Raw genomic sequence first — 24,039 nt, 5'->3', positions numbered from 1 at the left:
GATGCTAAGAAAGTGACATACCGTATTAATTTTAAACGCATTATTATGCGTAAATTGATTATGGGTGTAGCTGATGGTGAAGTGCTGGTAGATGGCAAAGTGATTTATACCGCCACCGACTTAAAAGTAGGCCTGTTTAAAGACACCAACGCTTTCTAAGGCGAATAAGTCAATGCATTGTAAAATAAGGCGAATGTTATTATTCATATCGCCTTATTGTTTTTACGTGATACACATCGTGATACATAAGCATTTTCATGACACGTCAATAAGCATCCGTGCCTACCATCATTCCATTTTGCCTGGCAGATATTCCCTGATAAATCACCAGTATTTATGTTGTAGCTTATTCAGTTTATGATGCCTGTAAGATTTTGTTTCGATGAGCGAAGAAACGTTAATTTGAATAATAAATAGTGCTAGCCTCTAGTGGATATGAATATCATGTTCTAAAGGAATAACTGTGTTCACCAGAAGCATCTGCCCGCCATCGCACGTCAGCCATGAACTTAAATTGACTCACTATATTGATTAATATATGAGCATCACATGCTTGTGACTCATGACATCCACCTGAATTTCCAGTAAATCGTTTTATTTCTGGTTTGGTTTTTGTCCAGAATTACCGCAGTAATTCAGACCAAGTATAATTATGTTATTTTATAACAAGGAACGATACGGTAAATGATCAAAAATAAGCATGGAGCGTTGCCTGATTCTAACCACAGATCAAGACCTCACATGATTTTTGTGTGGATTATGTTTTCGGTAAGTCTTCTGCCCATTATCTTAGTGATACTTCAATCACCCGCATTGTTTGGCCCTCTAATTAATACCTTCCCGTCAATAAAATCATTTAGCGACCGGTATTTATCCAAAGTGGAGCCTGTTGGAGAGATGCGTGTCTTGTCAAAATTCCCTGAGCAATGGGATGGCCCCTGGTATGCCGTTGATAAAAACTATGGCAAATTTGACAAGTGGTTCAACGATAACATGGGGTTTAGAGATTTATTTATCAGATCCAAAAATGAATTGGACTATAGGCTTTTTGGCTCATCAACAAGAGTCTATTATGGTGCTGATAACTATATTTATGGAAGAACTCTCATTGATAATGAATTACCATCTATCGAAAGGGAAATGGATTCGCCAGAAAGCAGAAATTCCATAATAAACGGAATGGCGAAATTCTCAGAAGACCTTAAAAAGCAGGGGGTTACAACATACTTTGTTACTCCTATGCAAAAAGAATATTTTATTAAAGATAGACTCCCATTTTTTGCCCCCCGCATTCCACAAGATAGTAATTTCATGCATTTTTATAGTGCAATGAAAGATGACTCCAGACTGAACATTATCGACGTTGAGAAGCTGATTAAGTCGGTTCCGGACGAATACAGGACGTTTTATACGCAAGATTTCCATTGGACTAATATATCCGCTTACTATGTATCTCGTGACATAGTGAACCAAATTGCAGAAAAAGAGGGTTCCAAATTACTTTGGGATCATAAGTTAGAAGTTGAATATGCTCCGTTCCTGGGTTCTGATTCACGATTTTCATCTCGACTCATTGCCAATGAATATGTGATGGAACCAAACGTCAAGCAAACATGGCAGCCTATCCATAAAATCAATCAATTTGACGCTTCCAAAACAGGTCTTGAGTTTGATACTGATTCTGTGCTGGATAAGGGGCTGTTACCTGAAACATGTATGTTTGGGAATAGCTTTAGCGACGGAATGTTGGTGGTTGGATTGACAGATTTCTTTAGCAAATTTACTAAGTTAGATAGAAGTCTTCCGTTGTCGGATATTCCAAAGTTAATAGACGGAAAATGCAAATATCTTATTGTCCAAATTTTGGACATACAGCGTATGCATTGGTTGTATTTTAAGAGCCAATATAGGAAGGAAATTTAAAAAATGGTTTTCTCATCACCGGCATTCTTATTTATTTTCTTTCCATTGTTTCTTGCCCTTTATTTTTTACTGCCAATAGCACTACGCAATTGGTTCATTTTAATCGCAAGTGTATTCTTCTATCTGCTTGGCGTTGGCTCTTTGGTCGCTGTTGCGGGAATTCTTCTTTTGCTCAACTGGTTGGCTGCATTGAGAATAGGAGCCATTTACAGGAATGGAGGCAACTCGTCAGCAAAACATGTGCTGATATTTACAATAATAGCAAACATTGCCCCTCTTGTTTTTTATAAATATCTTTCTTTTTTGGCAAGTATTATAAATGATTTGCTTGGTTTGAACTATACCACGCAAATAAAAGACCTTCACCTAGTGCTGCCATTGGGCATTTCATTCTATGTATTCCATTTCATTTCATATATAACTGATGTTTACCATAAAAAAATAACTCCAGAAAAAGATTTGAAAAAATTTGCTATTTACATTGCTTTATTCCCTCATTTAATTGCAGGGCCATTGGTAAGATACTCTGAGATAAAACAGCAGCTTGGAATAAAACATCGAAGATTAATTAAAAGTGATGTTTTTTGGGGTATGGTGATTTTCTCTATCGGTCTCGCGAAAAAAACACTAATAGCAGACCCACTAGGTGTCGTTGTTGATGCCGCGCACAGTCCTGGCTCTATCGTCACAACCTATTCAGCATGGCTTAGTTCGATATGTTACTCTTTCCAAATATACTTTGATTTTTCAGGGTATACAGATATGGCAATCGGCATGGCCCGAATGATCGGATTTAGATTTCCTCGCAACTTTAATCGACCATATGTCGCACACACTATAACTGAGTTCTGGAAGCGATGGCATATGACCCTATCGCGATGGTTGCGTGATTATATATACATACCACTAGGGGGTAATAGAAGCACTACGTTCAAGACGTATCGCAATTTATTTATTGTATTCTTTGTTTGTGGTTTATGGCATGGAGCCGCATATACATATCTTGTATGGGGTATAGGCCACGGACTATTGATGATTCTTGAGCGAATGGGAATAATGAAGCTCGATAAGTTAAAGCTAGGAAGCATTCCTGTATTAGTTTTAACAACATTGCTTTGGGTGCCATTCCGCAGTGTTGACATGACAGAAACCAAAACATTTTTGATGGCCATGTTCAATATTGGCGATAATGTTAAGGTATGGACAGAGTCTAATCTGGGCTTAGCAGATCCGAAGGTAATATTTATACTGATACTTGCTCTTTCCATTTGCTTATTGAAAGATAGAGTGTTTTATAAATTAAGAAATACATTATTCAAGCACCCTATCATTATAGGAGCATACAGCTTGGTTGTGTACTTCCTATCTTGCATATCCGTAGTAGAGCACGGATTTAATCCATTTATATATTTCCAATTCTAATTGGAATGAATATATAACTAGATGACACAATAAGCATCCCTAACGCTGGTCAGTAAATGTATAAAACTGGCAGCGACGGGATGCTTAGCGTGAAGTATTTAAATGTTATTCGCTACATATTTTGTAGCTCCTGTTCCAGTGTCAGAAACTGATGCCGAAGTTGTTATCCCGCTACCAATGTTTCCAGTAACTACGTAGTTATCACAAGCCCCAGCAATGTTTACCAAGCGTGCAAATGATGATGCACCAGACCTGGTTGCTTTAGCTCCTGTTACACTGAATGCATTACACGCAGAAATGTTAATTGCACTAATCGAAGCTCCACCTGACAAATCATGGAAAACCGCATTCGATATGTTGAATCCCTTTACTCCTGTAAAACTAAAAACAGAAGTAGCATTACCAGCCCAAGGGCTATCAATAATTATCCCCCTAACCTGAGCGCTATTATCAGCCAGAACCTCAAATGAGTTTGCCGCATTAGCCCCTCTGAAATAGGTGTTAACAAAATGGATATTATCAATATATGACCCAGTACCCGTGGCCCATATCTTAACAAACTTGTTCGCAAATCCATCAAATTGGCACCCTGGTGCAACCCATATATCGCTAACCGCACCACCATTAGAGCAGTAAATGCTAAGTTGTGTCCCAGATGGTGTTTTGTAATACGCTGTTTTATCGAATGTTATTCCAGCGACAGCACCCAAGTTAACAGTTGATTCAATAAACACAGCTGAACCTGTACCTTCTGGCACAAATTGACAGCTCGTAAAATCAATATCACCACAGAATAAAGTGGCCGACGTGCCCACTATTCTAATTCCCAAGCCGTTGGCTACAGTTGCGCTACCTTTCCATGTTGCGCATCCAACAAATGACAATAGCCGAGCGTTAACCAAATAGATTCCTGCATTTGTAAACCCTTCAGTCACTAAGTTCTCAATGCGGTTTTTTGCCAGTCCATTGATATTTACATTGCTAGTGCCGATTTGCACGCCATAGTTAACAGAATTTGTTGCGTTATTGGTGACGGTTAGCCCAGCCCCACTAATAGAGAATGACAGAATATTGTTAACTGCATCACAAGAGAAGTAGACGGCTACAGAACCGGAGAATGAACTGCTGCAGTTAAATCTTGAACCAGTAATATTAAAACCACCTGTTTTAAATGTCACCGGAGTATAAGTGCTTAATCCAAATGTAACTGTCTTCTCTATTAAGTACACATCCATTAAGTTGATAACAGCCGGAACTATAGTTGAAGTAGCGCATTTATAAGCATTCATTAATGCATCAGAACTTCCTACAGTAGAGCTGGCACCCCACCACTCCGGATAAACTTCTTTTATGCCAAGAACGATCCCAGCACCATAAAAAATTCTATGTACTGGCGCTTTAAATGTTCCCGAGAATGTGGCGGTAAAACCGGTGTTTACCGTAATGCTTCCACTTCTAAGCGTGACATCACTAGCAATGGTACAGGTTGAATTGATGACAATATTTCCATCTATCAACATGTGCCCACTCAGATTGACCCCAGGCGCAATAAGATATGTCCCTGGAGGTACTAGCACCGTTCGGCCTGATGTACATGCAAGGACAAATGCCGCCGTATCAATCGCTACCCCATCACCTATCGCCCCAAAATCTTTTACACTTAATGTTTCCTCGTTCTTATCATGCTGTGTGCGCCCAACCGAAGAAGTGAGTGTTGATTTCACACCAACAAGAGCATCACCCAAGCCGCTTGATGTGCTCATCAGTTGAGTTCTAAGTGCAGCGTCACCAACACCAACCCAGGCACCAGTACTAATGCCGCCAGTTGTTGCAGGCGTTGAACCAACAGGAACAACCTTAGGAAATGACCCATCCCAGCGATAATATTCACCATTACTTTTCCAACGCAGTACTTGGCTGGAATTATCTAGCGTAGCCCCGTCCTCAAACGAATCCATAGTAATAAAGCCAAATGCTTTAATGGCCCTTTCAATTATGTCCCTCATCCCCTCAATAGTTAGATGATCTCGTCCAAGTCGATCTGTGTATTTAAGTAAAAATGAGGTAACGAATTCGTCTATCTTTCCGGCGTTAAACTTTAAATCAACAGCAGCTTCGCTCGGCACAGGATTTTGCGTAGGTGTAGTAGTCATATTTTTTCCATAAAAAAACCCAGCACATTGGCTGGGTCTTATTGGTTAATGATGTTAATTATGAGATTACATAGTCATGTATCTTGTCGCTATACTCTGCTAGCGTTAAAGATGTCGTTCCGTCTGTATTTGGAGTTTTATCTGTTATCGTCCATTTTGTTAATTCAATTTCAGACTCAGCAGCAATAAAAAATCTCGAAGCTGATTGTGTTTCATGTCCATCCCATATATTCAAACTTATTTCTGGAATTTCAGCGGTAAACCCAAAGTCGGTATCCTCTCTTTTATACGCAAGATACTTTCCTGTTGGGTATCCCATGCTATTTGTTATTACGACGAATAATGGACTTGAAGAAAATTCTATTCTTTCATTGGTGTCAAAATCATTACCTTCGCGCTGTACGATATAACCTTGCTGGTGAAGCTCATCGTACATATCAGGAACCTGAACCATATCCCCAAGATTTACCCACTCGCCGTCAGACATCACAGTTGCTGTCATCGACATCCTTGAGTAGATTAACCGCCTCGCCTCCTTATTGGCCCTGTCTAAAGCCTGAAACCTATTCCTGACATACAATATATCAATCTGCTTCCCTTTAACTGGGGTTCCTTCCGTGACAACACCATTCACTATCTTCATACGGACAAAATCTTGTTTATTCGTTGTCGGGTTCCGATACTTAACAACAACACCGTCATAAGTCCCTGGTAGGGATATATCATAACTAAGCGAATAGTTATCTGGCTTCATGTTCGATGTGGTGAACACTGTCGCCGGGTAAATCTTTTTCTCATCCCGGGTAAACGAGAGAACTCCGCTATTTCCATAGGCCGTCACCGTAGCTGCATCGCAAATTATTTTTATGCGCTCACCAAGCGATGCATCCTCATCATCAAAAGTGAAGTCAAAATAACCCAACCTTGGATCTGATAGAGAATCAGATATCTCATACAGCCCATCAATATCAATTGATGATGGGTCCTGACTGCCTACGACTATCCAGTTATGAAGAACTATGTCAGCAAAGCTGCGACTCGCAGACTCTACATAATTAATAGTTTTTGTGGTTCGGTTATAAGAGATAACGTGACGATAGATCATCGCATTGAATTTTAGCTGCCTGGATTGGGTGGCGTTTTTTGTACCCCGTATTTTGATTGTTATGATGGTATCTTCTGGATAGACAACGTTATTTCTGATGTTTATCCCTTGGATTGATTCAACTATTAATCTATTTGAATCTGAGCTGTTATCTGGTCTCTGAAACTTAATTGCGTACCGACCAACACCGGCAGCAGGAGTGATTTTAACCGTCTTGTATATGCTATCGCTCTTGCCTGTTGAATTTGATAGTGTTGATTGCATGGCACCTTCAGTGCCAGGGATTTGCACATTATCATCATCGACCTTAACCCAATTTATATTTACGTTGGCTGAGGAATCATTACCAAGGTCAGCTTTTAAGTTAACCCAAAGCTGTGATGAGGCTATTGGCGAATACATCGGCCCAACAATCAGCGCTTCATTATCATTTATTGTGAAAAGTGTTGTATTAACCACTGTTGTCGCAGGTAACTGATCATAATCAGAACCACCCAACCCAGAAAATGTGAAAACATAGTAGTAAATTGGAGATATGACAGCCCCATTATTAGTTGTCTGCGCCCCGGTAAGGTTGGCGCTTAATGTCACGTTTCTGGTTGTGCTTCCTGATGCCGTGGGATAAGTTACGTTCAAAATCACGGTTACAGCATGCGGCTTATCTAAGTCATAGAAGTAATCAAAATCGCTATTCTTGACGATCTTAACTACAGCTTCATTTCCTGCAATACTCCCTGAAACGATTGTATTGGTTGTTGCCGTCTCGGCTGGGAAGTCTGAAGACTCATTGGCCCCTGGTATCTCCTGTCCATCAACATCATCAAAGAGTATTGGCTCTATGATTTGTGGGATTGTTTCACCTGGTTGGTAAATTTGGTAAGACGAACCCGGCATTGAGCCAATATTGGATTCTGAGTACCTGATAGATGAAACTGTGTATTTACCCAGACCGAAATTCATCCATTGCGTCACATACTGGTCATTACTAATGTATTCAGTAAGCCCAGTTTGAATAAGGTCAGGGAATGATCTGATTAATCCAAAACTATCCGGTCTCGCTTCGCCGTTCCTTGCTGTATTAGTTTGGGCCTTAATGCTGTTATTCGTTGAGGTTTTTGAATTAACATCAGCAGCAAATGAAGCCGATGGGGTTTTAATTAAAAACCCAAGTATTTTCTTGGTAAACTTTATCGGGTTAAAGTGTTCCAGAGGGTTTAGTAGCGTTTTAAAAAGCCCTCCTTTTGGTTGGTCTATGATGGTTAATACGTCGTGCTCATCAAGCTGATATGAAATATCAAAATTATCATCGATAATCACGCCGTTCAATAAAACGGAGGCATCATGGAATAGGTTTACTTTATCAATCACTGACTGAATGCTATCACCAGAATTCGCAGATATATTTTTGTTAGGCACGCCAGGTATTGCCGTAATTTTAACTTTCGGCATATTGATAAAACTCCAATTTAGTATAAACCCGCTCAAAGACCGTCAACCTATCAAATCGTGTAGCACTGAACTCGCCGCGACTATGAAGCACCCTATTACCGATAAGAATGCCGACGTGAACCGGCTGGTTACCGTAATAGGCAACAACCATCCCACTATCTACCGCTGAGTTTGCAAGCCCCCATCGCTTAATGACAATTGAGAAGCACTGACCAAATTCAGAATTATTTAGATAGTCATCAATAATAGGGATATCTATATTCATAACGTGCTTGTAATAAAGAACGACCAAACCCCAGCAATCACATTCCTCAAACGTGTAGGCACGGTTAACCCACGGAACGCCAATCATCCGTTTAATAAAGTCTGATTTATTCACGTTACTCTCGTTAGCCGATAAGAAAGGTCGAGTGATTAGATGTTAATTAGCCCAGGGAAATCAGTTGTGTTGTAAAGCTTGCCGACATTGTTAACCATCGGATTTTTAAGCGCGATGGTCGCCGTTACATCATTTTCATCCATGGATATATCTTTAACAAACAGTGACCAGGTACTAACTGCCACTGTCATGTCGATAGAATCCCATTTTTGATATACAGCCGTAATAGGGATCATCCGTTGCGGCCCCGTCCAACCCTTAAGACCCTGCTTTATGTCTTGAGCCACACGACTCAGCTTTACTGCACACTGGATGATGGGAATGTCACTTTGTTCGCTTTCAGATACTTCCATCCGGCAGGGGGAATAGACTTCCCCACCGAGCGTTTTTTGAAACACCTGATCAGCAACGAGGCGAACCTGTTCGAATACCGGATGTGTAAACTTAAGCGTTATATACATCACCCGGTTAGGTCGATGAGAAAGGTACTCTCTTAGTCCTGGCATTATTCGCTCCGGGGTAATGTTTCTGTAACGATGACATCCAGCCAGCTCCCCCATGGGGCTGGAAGCTCGATAATTATGTCGTCAAGGTCATCATCAGCACTGATTATCTGCTTGGCCACTACATTCCCGGTCCACGTAAAAATACTTCCGCTCTGGTTAAACTGTGGGTAGCTAGTGAAGTGCAATACTTGCTCTTCAACCCCTGACTCACCAGTGCCGGTGGAAACTTTTATCCGAAACCAGCAATTACAGTTATCAAGGTAATTAGGGCTTCTTAGCCACTGGTAAAAAGCCCTATGCTGAGCAGCAGTGCAGATAAACGTAACCGAAAACGACGCTTTTAAATCATCGGTCAATTTCTGGAAGATTGGCGCGCCAACCGTGGGCTGGTCTGTCCTAAACCCTGTATCTTTAGTTATGTTCTTACCAGATTTTTGCGCCAGAGGAAGCCAGTCAGGATATTCTACAATCATCCGTTAGCCCTCCTTGACGCCGTGGTGTTTCTGGTGATTGATTGGGACATTGGGCCGCCTTCTTCAAGGTCAGAAATGAACGCGGTAACGGTGAGATTGTTCCCGCTCATTGATGACTGGGCATCGAATGATTTTCTACCTGTTGATTGGTCGATAAACTGAATGGAAACGTTAGGAGCAGAACCGCTACCCTGCATATCCTTATTGCTGATTACCTTGCCATTATCACCGGGGATCATGTACTGCTTACCGGTACCCGCCTGGTAAATCTCAGGCATACCTCCCTCACCGACTTGATACATGCTGCCAGCGCTAACAGGTCCTCCATTCTTACGTTTACCGGATAAACTTCCACTCAACGCCATTGCTGCTACAACGGCACCGATACCGATAGCGGCGGCCCCACCAAACGATCCTATGGAAGCAACGATAGCAGCGGGAGTCCATGCTGTGGTTGTTGCTGCCGCTGAAGATACACTCGCTGCCGTGGTTGTCGCGGTTCCCGCTACGGCTGCTGCGGTTGTCGTGGCTGTGGCTGCGACTTGAGCTGTAGAGCCAGTAATTGCAGACTTAACCCACTCAACGCCCATCTGAACAAAACCATTAATCAGGCTATTAAGGGCATTGCTGGCAAGAGAACGCATCGCCTCCTCTGCCGTCATGCTTTGGGTAATGATGCCAGTGAACGCATTTGAAGCATTGCCGGCCAGCGAATCAAATGCTGCCGCGAGAGATTCATTACCCACGCTTTGATTGCGGAATATCTCCCACTGAGCGGCTACCCTTGCCTGCTCATATTGAGTATTAGCAGCATTCATTAATGCCAATCCTTGCTGTTCAGTTATCACCTTTTGCTGGGTGAATTGCTGAATGAGGGCCAATTTACGAGCATTTTCATTTGCCAGTGCCTGAACCGGATCAACTTGTGCTGCCATTTCTTGCTGTGGCGTTACGGCTTTATTCGCTGATGCTTCTGCTATCGATTTTGAATAATCGGCGGCGATTTGCATTCTGCGTTGCTGTGACTGTTCGAAAGATATATCACCTGCCGCGAGCTGTCGGTCTAACTGTGATAAATCCAACTTACGTTGCTGCTCGGCCTTGGCAACACTATCAGCATCGATCGCAGCCTTTTTATCGGCCATGCGTTGTTGAATATCAAATATCTGACCGGCTTGTTGTGTGGCCTGCTGGATCTGCTGCTGAGACGCGCCTGAACCTAAGTCCTGAACAGCAGCAAGTTGCGCGGCTTCACGATTGAGTCCTTTTGTCTTTAATTCAGCAACGGCCATTTCATTGCTTAAATCCTGCAATGACTTAACCCGGCGTTTCTCTGCTGCTTCGGCGGCTGTTTCTTCCTTTGTGGCAGCAGCCGTTTCCTTTTTCAGCGCAGCCTGTGCAGCTTGTTTATCATAGGCAACTCCAGCCTGTTCGCGGCCAATTCTGATAGTATTATCATCAGCATTAATGGCTCGAAGTTCTTGCTCTGTTTTGAGTTGGGCGCGCTTACGCAGGTCTGTCTCTGCAAGCAATTCATTTTGCTGATACAGGTCATCTAAAACCTTCTGAGCTTTTGGGTCTCGTTGAATAGATAAGCTAGTTGAGTTAAACCTCTCTTTGGCCCCGCTTGCGATATTGATTGCTTGGCCTAACTTATTCATCATTCCAGCGACAACACCCGCTTCCTGTCCATCTCTCTTTAAGAGATCAATGCCTTGAAGCAAGGTTCCGTTTAATGTTGCATGCCCAATATTTACAGCGCTTTGTGTTTTATCTACTCTATTTTGTGCAATTGAAAGTTCATTAGCTGCAATAGCAAGCCTGTCTTGAGCACTAGTTAACGCCTCTGCCGCTTGTCGCCCCGTTGTCGTATTTAACCCGTAATCTTTTATTACTTTAGTGTAATTACTGACGCTATAAGCAGCGTTGTCATAGGCTTCTTGGGCCTCTGCCAATGATTTATTTAATATTGGCATTGATGAATTGAGTTTTGCTATTTCAGCACCAAGCTGAACGTTACTCATCTCTTTCATTTTTCCGACTAAAGCAGATACTCCGTCAGCAAGTTCATTAGCCTCTTTCTTGGCTTCCTGTGCTTTTTGGTAGAAATAGAATATTGCCCCGGCCGCTAATGTAGCCGCTCCGACAGGACCACCGACTAACGACAAAGCACCACGCAACAAGCCACCAGATATAGATGCCGCAGAAGCTGCTGCTGCCGCTTGTTTTTGAGCCAAGACATTAGCAGCAAGCGCCCGATTATAGTTACCAGTAGCAGTTGCCGCCTCAAGGCGAGCGGCCGATAACCTTACTTCTGCTGCTGTCGAGTTTACAGCATTGAATGCACTCGCCTTTTGCATCTGCGCGAGTGTTATCTCCTCAATTGCCCTGACTTTCGCTGACTGAGCCGCAATAAGGTTAGCTGCTGACTGATTAGCTGCGGCCTGTGCTGCAAGATTGTCAGCCAAAGCAGCTTGACGCGCTGAAGATGCTTTTTGAACCTGGGCTGCTGATGCTAATGTGAGTGCGGCAACGTAGCGAGAACCGATTATTGCTGCAACAACACCAATAACAGTAGCGATAGAATCAAGGTTTTCACTGAGTGAAATAACTGATGAATTAAATACATTTAATGTTGTATTGACTGAAGATGATTCACCAACAAATTTAGTAATGTTATTAGAAGCAACTGTAAATGCCTGACCCATAGTGAGAACGGTATTTCCGAACTCCTTGGCGATTGCATCGCTTTGTTTCAGCAACCCATTAACAACAACATCCGTTGTTAATTTACCTTCAGCCGCCATGGCTCGAAGCTGTCCAACGGTAACGCCGAGAGAATCAGCCAAAGCCACGGCCAACCGGCTGCCGTTCTCTGAAATGGAGTTAAACTCTTCCCCGCGCAGCACGCCAGAGGCTAATGCTTGCGAAAGCTGGATCATGGTCGAGCTGGCTTCTTCGGCTGTTGCACCAGAAACTACCAGCCCTTTGTTAATCGTAGTTGTTAATTTTGCTAGGTCTGCCGTACTGGTTCCCGCACTTCTCGTGGCCCTTTCCAGTCGCCCGTATAGTGTGGCGGTCGCCTCAAGACCGGCGCGTGTATCCTGAGAAATATCAAATACACGATTGGTTACGGTGAATAAATCTTCATTAGCCCTTACTGCGTTTACCAGCTTGTTGCTGACAGTAACCCACGCATTACCATAGGCGGCTATTTGCTGGACAGAAATAGCCGCTGACAGTGCGGTAGCAACACGACTTAATGAAAGAAAAGATTTTTCAGCCCGGTCTACAGATTTTGTTGTTGAATTAAACTTCCCCTCCATCTGGTCAAGTCGGCTATTAACCTGCTGTTGGGAAGTGATCAGCTTGCCGACTTCCATCTCAACCTGATAAACGATATTACCGACCTGATTGTCGCTAGCCATTCTATTCTCCGGGCAATAAAAACCCCGTCGAGTGACAGGGCTAGGTTATGCTGCTTTCTTGGTTTTTTCGGCGGCTATTCTTGCCTCTCGCCGCTTAAAGTAATCATCGCGAACAGTGTCGTATTCTTCTCGTGTAAAGCCTTTCTGATCTGGGTATTTAGCGTTAAGCATCAACTGAAACTCAGTCATTGTTAACTGCTCAGCCTCTGCCCGACTTATCCCAAAATGAATTCTTGCCGAATTTATGTATTCAATGGCCCGGAACTCGTTAACGTAACTATTGGTTTCAGCACGCTGTGGCTTTCTGATTTTGGCCTTACCCATCACTCCATGCTCAATCAGCGTGTGAGCTATCAGAATAATCTCACCGGTTGACATGCCGCCACGGCGATACGTCACGCCTTTTTTCCCTGGGCGCCATTCGCCAACTAAGGGGGCAACATCGCTATCACAGCAAGCTTGAATGACACTCATTGCCCTTGAGAGTAACCCTCTTGATGCCATGCGCCGAATAGATGAAAATAGCCAAGAATCATTTCCAGAATCCTTTCCTGTGATATTGCTGTAAGTCAGCTTTTGGAGCAGCGATATTCGTTGAACGTGTTCAATAGCCAGTTTCATCAAGGCTACCATTTGGCTTGCTTCCGCACCATTTAGTGTGGCGTATGTGGAAACAATGTCAGCAGGTTCACCTATTCTGCTCATAGCCGTGAATGATGGACGGAAAAAGTAATCGGCATGCTGGTCGGAGATTAACATTTCTCCTATTTCTACCATTGGATTCATGGGGTTCTCCATAGTCATTATCAAGGGCGACACTCGCCACCCTTTGGAATAACTACGCGGTAACAGTAGCCGTATGGGTTGCGACAAAGTTGCCGTCTTCGGTAGAGATGACGATTTGAGCGGAACCGGTAGCAACGCGGGTCACTGTGACGACATTACCTACTGCCGCTGCCGTTGCCTTGGTTGCATCAGTTGTTGCCACATTGAATGCTTTGTTAGTCGCGCCAGAAGGCAATACTGTGACAGTAAAGGTGCTAGAACCACCTGCTGCACCAGTGCTTGTAGTTGGGGTTAACGTCACGCCAGTAACCGGAACAGTGTCAATAAGCGTAACTGCTACAGTATTACCATCGTAAACTTTGAACTCAGTTGAGAACGTTACGATATCGTTAGTGCCACCATCGGTACTCAGGGCGGTGGTAACCATATAACCAACAAATTCAATCGGCCCAATGACAACACGCACCCACAAAGTAGGCTGGCGCTTAGCATTCACTTCATCGACAAAATATTTAAAGAATTTACCAAAGCCGAACTGGTCGAGAGAGTCTTTCTTCCTGACCTCTCCCTCAAAAGAAATGGTGATATCAGCGTTGGTCACCGCGCTTTCGACCCATGCGCCTTTATCGTCCGCGTCAGAGGTTACCGTGTTCGGCGATAAGTCAGCAGTCTTAGACGTACCTGCCGCCAAAGCCTGCCAGTCGATTTCGGTCGGTACGGTGTCAGCACACCCTAGCGCAACTTCGAGAACGACGTTTTTACCGACCAGTAAGCCGTAATCGTTACATCCTTCCATTGTATAGCCTCTTATGGAATTGAAATAAAAAACGGCCCAGAGGCCGCCAGGGGAAAATCAGGATATGATTTCGAAGCGAAGCCGGATAATAGTTCGCCCCTCTTCAGTAGGAATTGGTGTAGGGAATCCGCCAGCGTTGGCAATAAAGTTAAGAGTATCGTCATCGGCGTTATTAGTGACGAATTCCATGATCTCTTGCGCTTTATCTATTGCCGGTGCCGGATCATTCTTAGCGCTGATAATGTTAACCAGCACATAGTCGTAAGCGCCTAGGCACCGATACCGAGCAGTACCTCCATCAGGCTGCACAACGATGTATTTCATTGCGCCAGTGTCAGCTTTCTGCTCTTCCCAGTGAGCAAGCTGCACCTTATAACCATCAGTCAACCCGGCCGACTCCAGCCAATCAGATACCTTTTCAAATATCGTCATAGGGACATTTCCTTTTTGACTGCGGCATCAATTTGCTCTTTGGACTCACGAAATCCATCTTTCAAGAATTCCTTTTTTGCAGTAGAGCGACGGAAAACTTGCTTTACAGTAGGATCATGCACATACATGGCATAATTTGCCGAGTAACCCACTCGTCCAGTTAACCGAGTGCCTTTCACAATTAATTCTCGAAATTGGCTATTGATGAGCGTTGAGGTGTCAATCGGTGTATAAAGTGCGGACAGGGAGCCGCCTATTATCATTGCTGACTGGATTGCTCTCGCTGCTTTGCGTCCCTTAATATCACCGACTAATGCAGCAAGCTGTCGCTGTGACTCGCGAATACCAGTAACCTTGACCTTTGCCATATCACACCCCAGTAGCTAATTCGTAATCGTCGATCAAGCGTTCGAAAGTGTCAGCATCTCTGCCAACGGCAATAATTGAGTCAGCATCAGCGATAGGGGCTAAATCTGCATAAGCACCGATGGCTATCATGTCGCCCTCTTTCGCGTCGGCATATTCAGTCCAGAAGTACAGCTTGACCGCGATTTCATTGCCTATCACGTTAGACTTACGCTTACTGCGGCTACCATAGTCACAATCAATAACAACCGGCGCACCATAGGTAGGCTTGTTCCACTTATCCGCCCCGGTCATGGGCCAAACAGTGGCTTTAGCCGTATAACTCCAGTTTGCGGCGCTGCTCATGATAGATAGTCCTCGTACTGGTCTGGGCAATCACCATCTGCGCACTTCTTGAATCGGCGAATGGTCACTCGCTTGACGTAAAGAGATCGGATGAAGTCACCATCATCAAGCACGATAAACTCTGGTGGAGATTGGTTGTTGAAAGAAAGCCACTCAGAGAATCGAAATCTGTTTACTTCTGGCATTAGTGTTTCCGTATACACCTGATTACCCTTTCCTAAGTCATAGGTAATCTTAATTTCAAGTTTTGAGTATATGGTCATGCTGCGACTAACCATTTCAATCTCCCACCACATCAAAAAAGCCAACCGATACGCCCACATCAATCGGTAGCGAACCAGTGCAACCGGCCGTATCAAGCGCCACCAAGCTGTTCCGCATCGTCTTAATGTCACCGCTATAATCAAATGACCGCCCCGCCCCTGAAGGCGCTGACTGAGACTTTATGCGCTGATTGAAGGCAGTAACCACCATGAGGGTGACGGCATACATCTGAATCAGCATTAAATCGCATTCGTCATAGCCGGCCGCCTCCAGGCACTGACTTATGCTTTCCAGTTTGCAAAGGTAGGCGTCAATCATGAAATCAGGAATGGTGTAACCAAGCGCAGACAACTGCTGTTTAACCTGCGCGGCTGTTATCTGCGCCATACTTACTTATCCTTTTTGGTTACGGCCGCCAGTGCTGCTTCTGCGTCTTCTGCTCGCTTAGTTACCTGAGCGATAGCCTCAGCGTGTGCTGCTTCTGCGTCTTCGGATGCCGTGGTGAGTTCATCGATTCGGCCCAATGCCTCATCAAGCTGGACTTGCAGCGCGCTTCCATTGCTAACTGGCACGGACGGCGTAGCCACTTCAAATACCAGCTTCTCGCCTTTCTTCTCCGTGGACTTCTCAGCCTTGCCACTTTCAATCCACTTCCCGGCAATCGCATCATCAACTTCGTAAGACTGCCCAACCTCCAATTTCTGGAAGTTGGCACCGGCGAAAAGGTTTGCTACTAAAACTTTTACAAGTGCCATAATTTTTCCTTAGCTGGATGCGTGGATGACAGAGAAGTGACCGTTAATGTCCTGCTTAACCATCAGGCCAGCAGCACCCCATGAGCGCCACACGTAGTCAGAGTTGTAGAACTGGCGAGGATCGGCAACTGTACCGAATGCCTGCCCAACGATGGGAGCGATGACACCGGCTTGCAGAGGAACAATCACGATTTCGTTGCCAGTCAGCTCAACATCTTCTTTGATGGCTGAGATACCAGACAACTTCATAATTTCTTCCAGCACTGTACGGGTCGAATTCACATCAAAATACTGCTCCCAGTTAGAGATAATTTCGCTCGATACATACCAGGTCTGCTGTCCGTACTGGAGGTTTTGCAGCTTCAGTACATCACGCAAGGCAATTGCACCGCCCCGCATGGCTTTAACATCCGAGCTGGTCGCAAAGTTAACGGTCAGCGTAACTTGAGCGACACGTTCATCGTGACGTAAGCCTTTCCAAGTTTTACCATCGAAATTGATGTAGTTGCCCGCCGCGTCGCGGAAGCCTTCCCAGATGTAATCCACATACTGGCGACGAACATCTTTGATAGAGCCAGCCTGAGCATCAGACAAAGAAGCCAGGGCCGAGCCTTTGTTGAATACCGGATCACGCCAGTTGAACTTAAAACCGCTGTCATGGATAGGAACCATCGTGCCATCAAAGGTGTAGGACTTCGCATCTAGCGCAGCACCAATCTGTCCAGACATCGACGTGTGTGCCCAACCACGGCCGCCAGTGCGAGCATACTCATACACTGACTCTTCCAGACGAACTGATCGCGATAACGGCATCAGGTCATTCAACAAAGTGAATTCCGTGTTTGGCTCAAACTCAGACAAAACAGTCTGATCGTATGCTTTGTAAAGTCGGCGAATATCATCAACGGCGTTCACCGCTGTCAGCTCAGGAGCATCTTCGGCATCGCCACGCCATTTTGTGCGAGCAATAAAGTCAGCTGCGGCCTGGGCACTGGCATTACGTGCTGAAGTCAACTTCCTGAACTGAGATGAGTTAACTTCAAGATTGCCAGTCTCAGTGGCTTTCTTAGTGGAAAATACAAACATTCGGTGCTCCTTACTTAATGACAACGCGCAGGAGCTGTCCTGCCGTCGCAATGGTGTATGAACGGTCTTCTTCTACATAAGCACGAGTAGATTCGCCGGTTGCTTTCGCCTTAACTCGACCATTGACGATAGAGAGAGGCTGGCCTTTGGTGTATGTGCCGGTTGCTGCCGGAACGTTGAAGAAAACGCCTGGTGTTGGGTGCATCGCGACAACCCAATCACCAGCAGCAATGGTTTCGTCCACTGTTTTGCAACGCAGGTAATCGTAGTTGGCGACATACAGAATTGCATCTTCATTGCCATCAACGGAGGCCGTGAATTTCTTCGTGGTGTTATCGAAGAAACCAACCGTGCCCGGTTGAGTCACCGCCGCCGCCGCACCTTCTCGGTGCAACTGTGGGTTTGCGAAGATGCCCCCCGCGTGGATTACGTGCTTTCCATCTTTAGCCATTATTTACTCCGGCATTTCGCTGACTGATTGAGAGGAATTGGCCTGGCGGAAAGAGCCATTCAGACCGGTTGAGGTTGTGCATTGGGCGAATAGCCCATCGAGAGCAGCGCCGTCTAAAGCGTTTACTGCGATATCTTCAAGGCCAAACTTGGCTTTAACTGCTGATCGCTTTTCAGTCTTCTCCTTGTCGGAGTTAACGCTCAGGCTATTCACCACTGAATCAACGCGATCGGCGAGTGCTTTAGCCCATAACGGCATCTCTTCACTGTTGGTGGCTTTATCTTTGGCGGCCTTATCATCAGCCTCTTTCTTTTCGCGAACGGCCTTCTCTTCCGGCGTCTCAATTTTGATCTTTGCTTCTTCTGCATTCATTTGGTTGTATGCATCAAGCAATTCAGCTTCGGTCTTGCCTTCGGTCGGCTTACCTTTTGCTTTCAGTGCGTTAACAATCATGTCTTTCATCGGGTTTTCAGCTCCGTTGGTTTTAATTTCGTACTCAGTGGGTTTGCGCACGACTTCTACAGGTTCGCCGACGAATTCAGCTGTGCCGTCATCGTCGATGAGGTACTTCTGTTGATATGTTTTGCCTTTATCGTTGTAGATGAACTTGTCCGGCCATACGGAATCAGGCCATGAGTAAAAGTCATCAGACTTACCCTCACGCAGCTTTTGGCTGAGTGCTCGCTGGATGTCATCAAAGGAGTAATTAGAAGCATTGGTGAAAAAGAACTTGGCTTTATTCAGTAACCCCTCTTCCGTGCAATTGGACGCATCTGCGAGGTTCACGGTTTCTATTCGAAGTTGGTCGCCCTGGGCATTAACGAAGATCCCTACGCCTTCTTGCGTCGTTCCGGCTGGCGTCTCGTGCAACAGGATGGCGCAGTGGTCGTAATCTTGGTTACGGGCAACCCAGTTATACTTTTTACCCTTGGAGACTCCTTTCCCTTCCGCTCGATTTAGCCCGAGGCCAGTTGAAACGCCGATCGGCTCAACCTCTTTCCCCCCCTTCATATCATCCAGTCTATTAACGACCTCTTTGCCCTTATCCGTCGCTTCGGCATAACGGCGGTTGACGCACATATCCATCAGTACGCGATCGCCGTCTTTACGAACGTTACGGGCGAATGCCCCAATGTGATATTCGTTCACGGCCCGCACGTTACTTGCGCTGACGTACTGGCCCTCAATCTTCGGATGCCCATACGGCATGGGCTTACCTTCAAGGCTTTTGAAGCCTTTGGAAATCTCGTCTGCCGGGTACAGTCCGCCATTGAGCACGATATCGTCGATGACCGGACAGACGTCCTTCACAACGATGTGCTCAACGCCATCAATGGTTTCAGAAGTGATGTTTGAAGCGGAGTTGATGACCGACAGCACGTTTACGCAGATGCGTGACATACTGTGTCCTCATTAGTGGATTTCAGGCATTTAAAAAGGCCGCCTTAGCGACCTCGGGTTCATTATTTTCTCAGGATCAACAGGTACATCCAAATAAGGCAAAATAGTTGCCCCAAGGAAAAACCAACTGCGAAAACAGGTAGAAAATCAAATTGCATTGGGCTACCTCTTAAGCGGACTGTTGCCACTCCTTGCGCTCTTTACTCAGCCTTTCAACGATTCCAGAATTAACGATCATGCCATCAATATCCAGAATCACCGGAATCTGGCTGCAGTAGCAGTGATAACGGTTGCCATCGCGGCTATACCATTCTCGCACCTCTTCAACAGTGCGCGTCTTGCCATGCCAGAAAGCATGAGATGTTCTTGTGGTTGCCTTCAGCGCTGATAGATGCAGAAGTGCTGTGTTCAGAGCTAATCGCTCTTTAGCCCACTCTGTTTCCGCCCATTGAGCCTGACGCAATGCGCCCACCTGTTCAGTCTGGGCTATCCGCTTGGCACTACTCATCGAGACATTAAGTCGCTTACTGATGATCCCCGCAGTCTCGCGTGGATTTACGCCACGACCGATTGAGTCAGATATGATATTGGCTAGATCAGCCCTTGCAGCGTCAGAGACGCCCTTCCAGTCGCTGTAAGTCGATATGAAAGCAGCGGCGATCTGATTCTGGTAAGCAGGGGTCGATAGCAGCGCGGACAACGTAGTTTGTTGTGCGTAAACCTGCGACTGCACTGATAAATTGGTGAATGCGTTTAACGTGCCTCGCTGGTACTCATCTGAAATATACTGAAGCGACCAGATATTCTGACCATTACCTTCAAGAAGATAATCATCAAGGATTGTCTGTACACGCTCCAAAAGTGCGGCAAGCTGCTGTGCGTTCATGTCATAGATGAATGTGCCTGCGTTTACTTGGTAGAGGCTGGGAAGATCATCATATTCGTTATTGCAGGCCATTACCCCGCGCTGCGCATTACCTTCCCTCACGATGCCAGTAAGTCGCTCATCGAATAGCTGCTTCAGTGCTGTTTTAATGCCCAAGTAGCGTTCTTCGATATCACGGTACATCTTGTTAACTTGGCGGTATGACTGCGTAGGGTCAGCTTTGTTACGGGGTATTATTGGCGTCCCGATTCGGGTCGCTGTCGTCATCTCCATTCAGCGGATCCTTACCGGTTGGCGGTGCGTTAGGGTCTGGTTCGGTTGGCTCTTTGATTGGCTCAAGCTCACCGGCTGCACGTATTTCATTAGCCTCAACTGCTGGGGTTCCATATGCCTGCTGGGTCTTGTACGCGATTTCTGCAAGCTTGCCCATGTTATCTAGCTTCTCACTGTCGCCAGGTGCAAGTAAATCAGACCAATCGACAGTAATTTCATCAGTCTTAGGTTGAGAAATAATGCCAATATCGCTCCAGCGCTGAACAACGGAGGTTATCACCGATGACATCCAGCTATTTCTCCGCTCGTTGCAAGCCGCCGCCCAGGCTTTATTATCTTCCGTGGAGGCTAAATTTCCGGTCTGCTTTCCAAACAAGATATTGAATGGGCAGCGAATCGTCGAGGCATAACTGTTTGCAGAAACAGTCCACGATGGCGTTGGGTCAGCTGCTACAACAGAAAGTACCGATGCTTGTCCGGCTTGCATTACCAAAGCAGAGTCCGATCCTCTATTCAATCGTGTAATTTTGTCATCAAGAGCATCACCAAGGTCTTTATACCCCGCCGTAATAGCCGCTTTTTTAAGGCTTTCCATGTCAGTGTCTTTAGTAAATTCAACACCCAATTGACGGCTAGCGTTCTTCAGGAATCCCTCTGCGCTACCACCCTTAGTTTTCTCTATGTCCAACAGGTCATTAAACCCTGCTTCATTGAGAGGGATGCCAGAGAGCATATTGTCGTCCTCTGACCCTTCAGCAAGAATGATGACTCGGCTCGGATGAACCATAACGCTGCGGACATTGCCGTAAGTGCCATCGTCGCCAACGGGCTGCTCATTGAACGTGTAGTCAACTGGCTGACCATATGTTGGAGACATAGTGTCTACATCATAATTGTTGGGCTTAATCTGCGATTCCCATGCGGGGATAAGCTTAACTAACGCTGATTCACCCAAGGCTTTAACCAGTTTTGTATCAACCGGCTCAGACCAAGGCCGATTATCTTTAATTTGCAAGATGATTGCAGAGTAGTGACCAACCATGTTCCGGCGATCGGCGTCCTTTATTTTCTCCCAGTGTTTTTTGAGTAGCTTGGTTACCAGCTTCTCCCACTCAGTTTCTTTCTTCGACTTGTCAGCGAACGGCCCTTCGATAATCACTGGCTTATCTACCCAACACGAATCCAGAGTTTTATGCACACCCGCATAGGCGGCTGAATTTCTTCGATATGTCCTGTAAAGAATCTCGAAATTTACTGCGTCCGGATAGCCGAATTCATCCCAAAGCTTTGTTCGCTTAGTATTTCCATTAAATTGACCGGCATATAGAGCCCTTTGCCGACCTACCCGCGCCACATCAGCGAGGGCATTCACAAGGAATTGAACCTCGTTATTATTTTCACTCACTGAGTGCTCCTTAGAAGAATACAGCGCCGATCTGTTTGTGGTTGTTCTTCGCTACAGCAAAGTAGCGGAACCCATCAGAGCCGTGAGATGTGTGGTCGTGAAGTGGCTTATCTTTCCAGCAACCGCGCTTGTCGTCCCATTCTTTCCGGTAGCCTTCGAGGTGAGTAATGCCTTCAGCGCACTTCTCATCATCAAAGACACACTTAGGCAGAATTTCACGCACTGACTCGATACCGGTATCAACGCCAGTTTTCGGCACCACTTTGAATGTCATGGAGTAAACTTGCCCATCGATTTCATAGCCTTCCCGCGCCAGTTCTTTGCGAGACTTAGCATCAGAGCCGAATTCACGGTTTTCTATGTCGTGCGGCCCCCAATGGTCGCCATACGTATAGCCACGGTCTTTCAGCACCTTCATATAGTGCCGCAGACCTTCACCGGAGTTTTCGTAGTAGTCGATGATGTGGAATTCCTCGCCGACCTCACGCACGAACCAGATGGCCGTTGAGTCACCCACGCCGATATCCCAGAATGTGTGAACCGGCAGGTGTGAGTTATCAGGTAATTTGCAGATCCGCTTATTGGTATAGAGCCAGCGGAACTGTTTGGCGTAATACGCGCCCTCGACAGACTGTTGGAATGCTTCGGCCGGAATAGTTGGATATTCCCGCTTCATGTCATCGCCGAGCGTCTTTTCTTTGGCGTAGTACCAGGCTTTCTGGCGCTCGTTCAGCTGAACGCCATGTTTGGCTTCCATCTCTGCAAAGTAATCAACCAGGCGCTGCGGTAAAGCCTCAACCGGGTCAATTGCGTACTGCGGATTCTTCCACCATGAGAAAAAAAAGAACTTCCAGTCGAGACTTGAAAGCTCCTTTCCTTTGAGTTGCGCCTTCTCTGCATCTTGGCAGTAATCATAGAAATAACCAGCGCGGCCCTCAGCTGTGCTCTCAAGGGTTATCTTTCCACCCAACGGCACAGCCTCGAAGGCACCAGTTACTATCTCTTTGGCCTTCTCTGGGTACTTCGCGCATATCTTGCCAAACTCCGAAACGTGCAAGCTGTATAGCGTGCCGCCACGAAACGAGGTGGATACCGTTACGCTGCCACCCTTATCAAATACATATTCGCTCGTCGTTTCCTTGGTTAAAGGATTTGCTCGCTTAATATCATCCGGTAAAAGTCGGTAGGCGTACTGTGTTTTATTTCGAAACAAGCGCTCCGCATCGGGAAGAGAGTGAGCGATAAGTGCACACTCCTTTTTATGGAAAAGAGCCAGGTCGAGCTGGATAATGCAAACTTCTGTTGTGAAACCTAATTGCCTTGCCTTTAGAATCACGTTTCGGTCGTGCATGCCGTCGAAATACTCCAATTGCTCTGGAGTCATTTTGAAAGTGACACACTTCCCGTTTTTGTCTTTGATTTTGTAAAGATGATTAAGACGCCAGAACCTGTTCTTTAGCAGCTTTTTCTGTTTATCAGTTAACACAGCCACTCCTTACAGGTCATTATCTCCTATCTCATCCATTACTGATGCTACTGAGCTAATAGACAGCCCACCTGAGTGCTCAACTTTCTGCTTATTGCTATAAGCGTCGCCAACCTCTTTCGCGGCCTGCTCCATGAGCTGAGCGGTCATAGCAAAGTTCTTCATGCTTTCGGCCTTCGTCGCCATGCGATCAAGCGCCCGAAGTCGATAAGCACGATTGGCGATTGGAATGTCGGATATTTCGGTTTGAAAGCGGGAGCGAGTTGAGTTGAATAGGTCTATCCATTTCTGTCCGAGATTCTTCGCGATGGCCTTTGTCGGGTCGTATGACGACACCTGCTGAAGCGTTAACGTGAGGCTAAATTCTTGTTTCACCTGCGCGACCACTTGCGATGGCGTGTCATAGCAGGCCAAGGCTTGAACTATGAAGGCTTTAACCTCTGGTTTTAGTGCAGCCATTGGCATCCTC

22 protein-coding genes and 1 pseudogene are annotated in these 24,039 nt (G+C 45.6%); 3 read left to right on the top strand and 20 right to left on the bottom strand.

The genetic code is table 11. The features are described 5' to 3' along the window. From ACNSO8_RS24915 to ACNSO8_RS24905, 3 genes and pseudogenes are all read left to right on the top strand, one after another. Positions 1-159 (top strand): annotated as a pseudogene (locus ACNSO8_RS24915) (3-hydroxyacyl-[acyl-carrier-protein] dehydratase FabA); the annotation flags it as partial. A 525-nt stretch (positions 160-684) separates the two neighbouring features. Then, entirely contained in the window at positions 685-1,923 is a 1,239-nt protein-coding gene (locus tag ACNSO8_RS24910; protein WP_418396234.1) for an alginate O-acetyltransferase AlgX-related protein, read from the top strand. A 3-nt stretch (positions 1,924-1,926) separates the two neighbouring features. Next, positions 1,927-3,345, top strand: a complete 1,419-nt coding sequence (locus ACNSO8_RS24905) for an MBOAT family O-acyltransferase (RefSeq protein WP_418396233.1) — start codon at positions 1,927-1,929, stop codon at positions 3,343-3,345. A 98-nt stretch (positions 3,346-3,443) separates the two neighbouring features. On the opposite strand, the gene ACNSO8_RS24900 is transcribed toward ACNSO8_RS24905, so the two are convergent. The 20 genes from ACNSO8_RS24900 to ACNSO8_RS24805 all read right to left on the bottom strand — a co-directional run bounded on the left by ACNSO8_RS24900 (position 3,444) and on the right by ACNSO8_RS24805 (position 24,029). Further along, positions 3,444-5,498, bottom strand: coding sequence for a glycosyl hydrolase family 28-related protein (locus tag ACNSO8_RS24900; protein WP_418396232.1), 2,055 nt, complete (start codon positions 5,496-5,498; stop codon positions 3,444-3,446). 58 nt (positions 5,499-5,556) lie between these two features. Next, positions 5,557-8,052 (bottom strand): host specificity factor TipJ family phage tail protein, encoded by a 2,496-nt coding sequence (locus tag ACNSO8_RS24895; RefSeq protein WP_418396231.1) that lies wholly within the window; start codon positions 8,050-8,052, stop codon positions 5,557-5,559. After that, complete coding sequence (locus ACNSO8_RS24890) at positions 8,039-8,431, bottom strand: NlpC/P60 family protein (protein WP_418396230.1); 393 nt, start codon at positions 8,429-8,431, stop codon at positions 8,039-8,041. Before ACNSO8_RS24890 ends, ACNSO8_RS24895 begins: the two co-directional genes overlap by 14 nt. A gap of 35 nt (positions 8,432-8,466) precedes the next feature. Continuing rightward, the gene (locus ACNSO8_RS24885) at positions 8,467-8,937 is read right to left on the bottom strand and encodes a DUF1833 family protein (RefSeq protein WP_418396229.1); all 471 of its coding nucleotides are present in this window, start codon (positions 8,935-8,937) and stop codon (positions 8,467-8,469) included. Beyond that, positions 8,937-9,410 (bottom strand): hypothetical protein, encoded by a 474-nt coding sequence (locus ACNSO8_RS24880; RefSeq protein ID WP_418396228.1) that lies wholly within the window; start codon positions 9,408-9,410, stop codon positions 8,937-8,939. Before ACNSO8_RS24880 ends, ACNSO8_RS24885 begins: the two co-directional genes overlap by 1 nt. Then, positions 9,407-12,838 (bottom strand): tape measure protein, encoded by a 3,432-nt coding sequence (locus tag ACNSO8_RS24875; RefSeq protein WP_418396227.1) that lies wholly within the window; start codon positions 12,836-12,838, stop codon positions 9,407-9,409. The genes ACNSO8_RS24880 and ACNSO8_RS24875 overlap by 4 nt, the downstream gene beginning before the upstream one ends. 45 nt (positions 12,839-12,883) lie before the next feature. Continuing rightward, positions 12,884-13,624: a DUF6246 family protein gene (locus tag ACNSO8_RS24870; RefSeq protein WP_418396226.1), complete on the bottom strand. Its 741-nt coding sequence runs from the start codon at positions 13,622-13,624 to the stop codon at positions 12,884-12,886. Between the two features lie 52 nt (positions 13,625-13,676). Then, positions 13,677-14,420 (bottom strand): Ig-like domain-containing protein, encoded by a 744-nt coding sequence (locus tag ACNSO8_RS24865; protein ID WP_418396225.1) that lies wholly within the window; start codon positions 14,418-14,420, stop codon positions 13,677-13,679. Positions 14,421-14,477: 57 nt separating this feature from the next. Then, on the bottom strand, positions 14,478-14,852 hold the full coding sequence (locus tag ACNSO8_RS24860; protein ID WP_418396224.1) for a hypothetical protein: 375 nt from the start codon (positions 14,850-14,852) through the stop codon (positions 14,478-14,480). Beyond that, a complete protein-coding gene (locus ACNSO8_RS24855; RefSeq protein ID WP_418396223.1) occupies positions 14,849-15,220 on the bottom strand; it encodes an HK97 gp10 family phage protein in 372 nt (123 codons plus the stop codon). Before ACNSO8_RS24855 ends, ACNSO8_RS24860 begins: the two co-directional genes overlap by 4 nt. A 1-nt stretch (position 15,221) precedes the next feature. After that, on the bottom strand, positions 15,222-15,563 hold the full coding sequence (locus ACNSO8_RS24850) for a hypothetical protein (protein ID WP_418396222.1): 342 nt from the start codon (positions 15,561-15,563) through the stop codon (positions 15,222-15,224). A 279-nt stretch (positions 15,564-15,842) separates the two neighbouring features. Further along, positions 15,843-16,214, bottom strand: a complete 372-nt coding sequence (locus ACNSO8_RS24845) for a DUF7370 family protein (RefSeq protein WP_418396221.1) — start codon at positions 16,212-16,214, stop codon at positions 15,843-15,845. Positions 16,215-16,216: 2 nt separating this feature from the next. Then, a complete protein-coding gene (locus tag ACNSO8_RS24840; protein ID WP_418396220.1) occupies positions 16,217-16,582 on the bottom strand; it encodes a hypothetical protein in 366 nt (121 codons plus the stop codon). Between the two features lie 9 nt (positions 16,583-16,591). Next, a complete protein-coding gene (locus ACNSO8_RS24835) occupies positions 16,592-17,668 on the bottom strand; it encodes a major capsid protein (protein ID WP_050088915.1) in 1,077 nt (358 codons plus the stop codon). A gap of 10 nt (positions 17,669-17,678) precedes the next feature. Further along, positions 17,679-18,119 (bottom strand): hypothetical protein, encoded by a 441-nt coding sequence (locus ACNSO8_RS24830; RefSeq protein WP_418396219.1) that lies wholly within the window; start codon positions 18,117-18,119, stop codon positions 17,679-17,681. A gap of 3 nt (positions 18,120-18,122) precedes the next feature. Then, on the bottom strand, positions 18,123-19,520 hold the full coding sequence (locus tag ACNSO8_RS24825; protein ID WP_418396218.1) for a DUF2213 domain-containing protein: 1,398 nt from the start codon (positions 19,518-19,520) through the stop codon (positions 18,123-18,125). 169 nt (positions 19,521-19,689) lie between these two features. Next, positions 19,690-20,673 (bottom strand): phage minor head protein, encoded by a 984-nt coding sequence (locus tag ACNSO8_RS24820; RefSeq protein WP_418396238.1) that lies wholly within the window; start codon positions 20,671-20,673, stop codon positions 19,690-19,692. After that, on the bottom strand, positions 20,630-22,084 hold the full coding sequence (locus ACNSO8_RS24815) for an anti-CBASS protein Acb1 family protein (protein WP_418396217.1): 1,455 nt from the start codon (positions 22,082-22,084) through the stop codon (positions 20,630-20,632). The genes ACNSO8_RS24820 and ACNSO8_RS24815 overlap by 44 nt, the downstream gene beginning before the upstream one ends. Before the next feature lie 10 nt (positions 22,085-22,094). After that, positions 22,095-23,570 carry a terminase gene (locus ACNSO8_RS24810; RefSeq protein WP_418396216.1) on the bottom strand — a complete coding sequence of 492 codons (1,476 nt, stop codon included), beginning with the start codon at positions 23,568-23,570 and terminating at the stop codon, positions 22,095-22,097. Positions 23,571-23,579: 9 nt separating this feature from the next. Then, positions 23,580-24,029, bottom strand: a complete 450-nt coding sequence (locus ACNSO8_RS24805) for a DUF2280 domain-containing protein (protein ID WP_418396215.1) — start codon at positions 24,027-24,029, stop codon at positions 23,580-23,582. Positions 24,030-24,039: the final 10 nt, after the last annotated feature.

This window comes from Yersinia sp. LJYL362, from assembly GCF_048323875.1.
This window is presented reverse-complemented; position numbering and strand designations above follow the sequence as displayed.